The 6,731-nt window shown below is 31.7% G+C and carries 6 protein-coding genes; all 6 read right to left on the bottom strand.

What is annotated here, in order from left to right:
• Nucleotides 1-166: 166 nt before the first annotated feature.
• The 6 genes from BN3657_RS00095 to BN3657_RS00070 are packed head-to-tail and all read right to left on the bottom strand — an operon-like array spanning nt 167 to nt 6,722.
• Entirely contained in the window at nt 167-2,746 is a 2,580-nt protein-coding gene (locus tag BN3657_RS00095) for a C40 family peptidase (protein WP_062551285.1), read from the bottom strand.
• Nucleotides 2,747-2,753: 7 nt separating this feature from the next.
• A complete protein-coding gene (locus tag BN3657_RS00090; protein WP_082380133.1) occupies nt 2,754-5,177 on the bottom strand; it encodes a VirB4-like conjugal transfer ATPase, CD1110 family in 2,424 nt (807 codons plus the stop codon).
• Complete coding sequence (locus BN3657_RS00085) at nt 5,068-5,478, bottom strand: PrgI family protein (protein ID WP_053308424.1); 411 nt, start codon at nt 5,476-5,478, stop codon at nt 5,068-5,070. Before BN3657_RS00085 ends, BN3657_RS00090 begins: the two co-directional genes overlap by 110 nt.
• Nucleotide 5,479: 1 nt before the next feature.
• A complete protein-coding gene (locus BN3657_RS00080; RefSeq protein ID WP_047211601.1) occupies nt 5,480-5,770 on the bottom strand; it encodes a hypothetical protein in 291 nt (96 codons plus the stop codon).
• A 9-nt stretch (nt 5,771-5,779) separates the two neighbouring features.
• Entirely contained in the window at nt 5,780-6,643 is an 864-nt protein-coding gene (locus tag BN3657_RS00075) for a VirB6/TrbL-like conjugal transfer protein, CD1112 family (RefSeq protein WP_000466918.1), read from the bottom strand.
• Between the two features lie 10 nt (nt 6,644-6,653).
• Nucleotides 6,654-6,722 (bottom strand): Maff2 family mobile element protein, encoded by a 69-nt coding sequence (locus BN3657_RS00070; protein WP_425325277.1) that lies wholly within the window; start codon nt 6,720-6,722, stop codon nt 6,654-6,656.
• Between the last annotated feature and the right edge of the window lie 9 nt (nt 6,723-6,731).

The following is a 6,731-nucleotide window of genomic DNA, read 5'->3' as shown; positions in this document are numbered from 1 at the left end:
CTAATATTGTTCCTCCTAAGAGTTACAATTATTTCTTCATTTTCAACTTGTATTTCTTCATCGCAGATTTCCTTGTATCTTGCATTTAAATCTTTCAATTTCTCTTCTATTTTTTTCTTTTTGTTTCTAATACTTATAAGTTTTCTGTTCACATAATATCTCCCTTCTATCTTGGTCTTCCAAAACCATAAAAGTGTGATTTCCAATATTTTGAATTTATTGATGTGTATTGAATTGGATCTCCTGCGTGAATCATCATTCCGTTACCTGCGTATATTCCTACGTGAGATATTGGTGTTCCACTGTTATATGTTGAGTGGAAAAATATAATATCTCCAGGTTGAGCTTTACTTGGACTTACTGGATTACAATAGTCTTTGTATATTCTCCATGCAGTTGTTCTTGGCATTCTCTTTACACCAGACTTTGTAAAAGACCAACACACAAAGCCTGAGCAGTCAAAGTTAGATGGTCCACTTGCTCCAAACACATATCTTTTTCCTATATGTTTTTCTGCTTCATTAAATAAGGCTTTGGCAGTAGCTGAATCAAAAGCTAGACCAGGATTTCCAAAGTTAGGATTGTCTACTATTTCTCCTAAGTCGCCATTACCTGATCCAAAAACATCTCCCATATTCCCCTTAGCTTCAAGAAGAGCTTCATAATGAACTACATTGTCTGGATAATCTTTAAATATTTCCCTAACAACTTCATCCATTTCTTTTTTCTTTAAAGTTACAATTAACTTTTTATATTCGTACTCTTCTTTTTCATAGCTAGTATAAGGATTGCCACGACTATCATATCTAGTTTTTGCTACTGTTCTTGTTCTAATTTCAATTTCTTCCTTAAAATCAAGTTTATACATCTTATCGAAAAGCTCTTTTAAAATTCCTTTTACTTCAGATGCTGATTTTACTTCTCCACATCGTGAAGTTATATAGGATAAAAGTTCATGGGTATTATGACCAATTTCTCCTTCTTTGTTTATGATATATTCGTCATATCCAGGATGACTTGCTTTTACACTTTCTATTTGTGATTGTAGGTCATATTCCATTGATGAAAATTCTTGATTAACTTCACTTAGAACTGTATCTTGTGATAGGTATGTTGTTGTCATTACTGAGTTTACTGAGTTACTTAATCCACTCATACCAACACTTCCGCCACCAATCATGATTGATAGCATAAGACCTAGCCCTATTACTAGAAATAGAACCATCTTACTTTTTCTTACGATTAGCTCTTTAGAAGCCTTACCTAAACTTAAAATAGCTTTTTTAACTCTATCTATCAGTCTTGTTTCGTGCTTTTTAGCTATCATGCTCTTCATTTGTTTTCTCTGGTAAAACTTCTTAAATCTATTTTTCTTTATATAGGCGTCTGACTTTTTTAAATCTTCTAAGCCGCTTTTAAACTCCAACTTGCTTTTTCTCTTTTTTATTTTCTTATCAAGTTTAGATAGCTTTTTTAAGGACTTTTTCTTTTTATCTAGCTTATACTTCCTTATTCCATGCTGGAGTTTAGAGCTTACATTAGCGGCCTTTTCTCCAGATTCTACACCAGTATTGTCAGATCCTGAACTTAGATAATCTCTCACTAACTCTGATGACTTAGCTCCAGATAATAAAACCCCAGAAGATAGGCTTCCTTTAGTTTTATTCTTTAAAATATTATCCTTTAGCTTGCTTTTAGACTTTTCAAGCTCTCCAATCTTTTTATCTGAGATAAAATCTTTAACATCTTGTGATTTCTTAGAATCTTTCGGTGTAACTTTCTTAGATTCATTTTTTAAGTCATCGATTTTCTTACGAGTGAATTTATCACTTTCATATTTTTTTCTCTTGTAGTAAGTCTTCTTTTTATTAACTTTCTTTTGTTCTGAAGGTTTAAGGCTTGTTTCCTTTTCATCTTTTATAAATTCTTGATTATTGTCTTTAAGATCAGGATTATCAAAATTCTTATCTGTATTAACTTCACTTAGCTTTTTTTCTATATCTATTTCATTAGAAATTTTTTCCTTATCTCTAAACTTTTTTTCTTGATAAAGTTTCTGCTTTTGCTTTTTATCGATATTAGTATTACTCTCGTTCTTGCTTACTTCATCTTTAACAAGCTTATCTTTTCTATATATTCTATTGCTTTTCTTTGCTTCGATAGGTTTATCTTCGCTTGTATGGATTCGCTTAGACTCTTTATCGTTGATTTTGTCTTGGAATTTATCCTTACTATGGATAAGTTTATCCTCATAATTTTTAAGAACTTGTCTTTTACTTGATGGCTTCTTATTGCTTATTGGTTGAGCGTTAGCTGAAATATCATCTGTTGTTAGTTTATTAGAATTAATATTTCTACTGTTTTCACTGTCAAAATTTACTTTTTTGAAGTCTACATCTAACTCTGCATCAAGTTTAAAGCTTTCATCTGTCCTTATTTCAAGATTAGCTTGTTTTGTTTCTTCAGCCGTATCCTTATTATCTAAAACTTCTTTTCTAATTCTTTCCTTGTTTTTAGCCTTCTGAAAATCTTTTAGTTTATCTTGTTTTTGATCTTTAGCTAATACATTCTCATGAATAAGTTTAGATTCTTTTTCTGAAATTTTATCTCCGAACCTATCCTTAGTTTTAATTATCTTATTGGTATAATCATCTGAATGAACAAGTTTACTATCAATATTCTTTTCAGGAGCGTCCCTATTTCGTATAATTTTCTTTTGAAAATCTTTTTTTAGTTTTTTATCCATATCACACCTACTTAGCTTCTTCTGGTTTAGTTGTCATTAGCTTATATAGCATAGTGTCTTTAGGGAATTTATCTATAAAGGGAACAATAGTATTTCCAAAGAATAATAGTCCCTCCCCTGCGTTTGAATTAGTAATATAGTTTAACTGATAAGGCGATATTTTTAATTTCTTAGCAAGAATATCTCTATCTCCAGATGCTTGATTTAACATTAGAACAAAGTCTGTATTATCAAAGATATTTTCAATTTCCTGACTTGTTAATAGGTCTTTTACGTTTTGAGTTATGCCTGTTGGAATACCACCCCATTTTCTAAATCTTTTCCAGATTTCTACTGAATATGAAGCAGTTTGTGGGTCTTTTAATAAAAGGTGGAACTCGTCTATATAGTATCTTGTGGACTTGCTTCCTCTATTTAAGGAAACCTTGTTCCAAACCTGGTCTTGAATTACAAGCATACCTATTTTTTTAAGTTGTGTTCCTAGCTCTTTTATATCAAAGCAGAGCAATTGCCTATTTAGATCAACATTTGACCTATTATTAAAGACATTAAGACTTCCTTTAACATAAATTTCCATTTCTGTTGCGAGCTTCCTACCAACTCCCTCTTCTTGAGATAGGAGCATATCGTATAAATCTCCTAATATTGGCATATTTTCTGGTTTTGGGTCTTCAAAATATTTTTGATATATCTTTGGTAAACACCTATCTATAACAGATTTTTCTGCAGCAGTAAGACCAGATCCTCCTACTACAAGTTCAAGCATGGACATTATGAAGTTTGCCTTATCCTTTAAAGGCGCGTCCCCATCTCCATAGTTCATATTAATATCTAGTGGATTTAGGTAGTCCTTTGATTTTGCTGAAACTTTAATAACTTCTCCATTAAACTGTTTTACAAGATTTGAATACTCGCCTTCAGGATCACAAATAATTACATCATCATCTGTTACAAGAATTGCATTTGCCATCTCTCTCTTTGCCGAGAAAGATTTACCAGAACCTGGTGTACCTAATATTAGTCCGTTAGGGTTCTTTAGTTTCTTCCTATCTGCCATAATCAAGTTTTGGCTAAGAGCGTTTAAGCCATAATACAAGGAATTTGCTGAATCAATAAATAATTCTTCTGTTGTAAAAGGCATAAAGACTGCCGTTGATGATGAAGTTAAAAATCTTTTTATTTCGACTTGATTAACTCCTAAAGGTAAGACAGAAACAAGTCCTTGCTCTTGTTGATGAGATAATCTTTTCACCTGACAATTATGTCTGTTTGCAATCGATGAGATTTGTGCAATAGTGTTTTCTAATTTTTGATTAGTCCTAGCAAAATTCATCATTACTATGGTAACTACAAAGAGCCTTTCATCTCTATTTTGTAAGTCAGATAACATGGACTTAACATCAGCTCCAAAAGTATTTATATCTGATGGAATAATATCCATATCATATCCAGCACGTACTGCTTTCTTTTGTTCTTCAATTTTCATTCTGTCTAGGTCTGTGTTTTTTCTCTTAATGAGTTTAATAGCTTCTGCTTGTTCAACTACATCTATATGAAAAGCTACATAAATATTGTCATCAATATCTAAAAACTCAGATAACATTCTATCTGATAACTCACTCGCAAGTATTTGAAAATGGCTTACTGCTCCGATGAATTTCCCAAATTTTAAATTATTTGCTGGTGCAAAATTAAATATATTGGGAGTTATATGTGATTTTGTAGACTCTTTCTTCTTCAAATCTTTATATGAAAAATTAAAGTTTTTGTCTGGATTTAACATATCGTGAACAAGTCTTAATCTTTCTTCGCCATCAAGGCTTTCTGCTCTTACTCCCATAGATTTAAAGTTAGATAAAATATCTACTTCAAGTCTATTTAACTTTGCTCTTGCTTGCTCTAGGTTATCGGCTTCTGTGGTAAAGGTTATATACTTCATCTTTTTAAGTCCGTTATTGCCCTTTGCAAGTTGAAGCTTTAACATCTCCCTAAACTCTTTTCTTACATCGTCATAGAAGTCTCCCTTATCAGCAATTTTAATTGCATCTTGTAGGTCTCTATTTCTTCCTAATTGATTTACATATGAAAGTTCAATGTGGACACTTGGATCAAAAGAATTTAAAAAGTTGGCAAATTGGTTAAAGATTAAATCTCTGTCTTCTTCCAATGCCAACTGGTAATTTATATCTTGAAATGAAATTGTCTTTGAATAATTTTTTTCATCTAACTGGCAAATGCCCTCTGGTAACATTCTTATATAGGGAATTGTATCCTCAACAGTAAATCTCTTTTTCTCTTTCTTTAAAAGTACACTTAGTAGACTATTTGTTGGTTCTTTCTTTGTTTTTAGCCTTCTTACTTCCTTTCTGTCTTTTTTTAATTGTTTTTCCCTTAGATTTAAGTCGCTGATTTGCTTTTTTCTTTGCTTCAAGGTATGCCTCCTTTCTTATTCTCTTAGTTGGTTGATAAAACTTATGAAGATAGAAAAATCTAAAATACTTTTCAAAAGTTAAAGTGTCTTTTTCATATAAGGTTATAAAAAAGATCGGCAGGGTTACTATTAGCATTACAATGATTGAAACATCATTAGGTAGATATTTCTTCATAAATAAATAGGTTGGTATGCCAATTAGTCCTGCCACAGAAAAACCTATAAGTTGTCTTTTAGTTAAGTTAAAGGCAACCTTTGTTTTAATCTTGTCCAAATCTTTTGGTATTGGTACATACGCCATTTTAATCTCCCTCTACTTCTTCTTTGGAAAGTTCAAGTATATGGTCATAATTAGATGTTGTTTCTTCTTCTAGGTAGCTAATTCTTTCTTCTAATTCTTCTTGTTTTTCTTCATTTCTGTCATTGTATTCTCCTTGATACATAACAAATTCATTGTGACATCTTCCGAGTCTGTTTATTCTCTTCTTTAAGTTTCTAATCTCTTCATTTCTTTTTTTCTCTTTTAAGATTTCATAAGTTCCTCCCAATAAAATCCCAAGTCCCAATAAAGCACAATTTTTCTTTTTTAACATTTATTCCTCCTAGTGCGTATTCATAATACTTTTTGCAACTGTTCCACTCTTAAACATCATAAGTCCAAGTAATAGAGCATATCCTAATATACTAAACAAGCTTGCGTGGATATCTGTAACCTGTACCGTTCTTATTAAAACGGTGTAGATACCTAAACATATCATCAAAAACAAACCTTGTAGTCCCAAGGCAAAAAGTCCCTTGATATAATTTGTTCCAATCTGACCCCATTCTTTATTTCCCATAGTCGCAAATGGTATGGATGATACTGATGAGTAGACATATATTTCAAACATACGCCCATATACTATTAAGGTAATAGTTAAAGATATACATTGAATTGCAATCCTCACTAGGCTTGTTTCAACTAATATCATTAAAAGCTCACCTATTTCTTTTTCTTTTAATGTATCAACCATTGCAACTATCTGATCTCCTGAAACAGTGGCAGAAGTAGTGATTACCCCTGCCGCTTTGTTTACAAGATTTTGTGCCACATCAAAGACTGCCATTGAAAATTCAAAGGCATGGCTTGCAAGGTAGACTGCTATAAACATCTTTATAATGTATTTGAAAAACTCAAAAGTATCTGTATCATGCATATTATTTTTTTGCATAACCATATTTATGAGTTCAATACATAATACTGCTGTTATAATAAGACCTGCTATTGGAACAATCACATTATCATTAATGTTTTTTATGAAGTTGTATACTTCTCCATTCCAACCCATTGGCGTCTTCCCAACATCAGTTGCAATAACTCCTACCTTGTCATTTATATCTAAGAACATGGACTCAAGATTTGCTTTGATACCTCCGAGTAGCATATCCTTAAAAAATTCAGTTAGCTTGTCAAAGATACCAAACATAGACTTTCTCCTAATTTAAAACATTTGCAAGTAGTGGAATTAATTTAATACCGATTAGTACAATTCCTCCACCAGCCATAAGCTGCTT

It is taken from the genome of Peptoniphilus phoceensis, assembly GCF_001517665.2.
In the GTDB taxonomy this organism is placed as follows: Bacteria; Bacillota; Clostridia; order Tissierellales; family Peptoniphilaceae; genus Peptoniphilus_A; species Peptoniphilus_A timonensis.
This window is presented reverse-complemented; position numbering and strand designations above follow the sequence as displayed.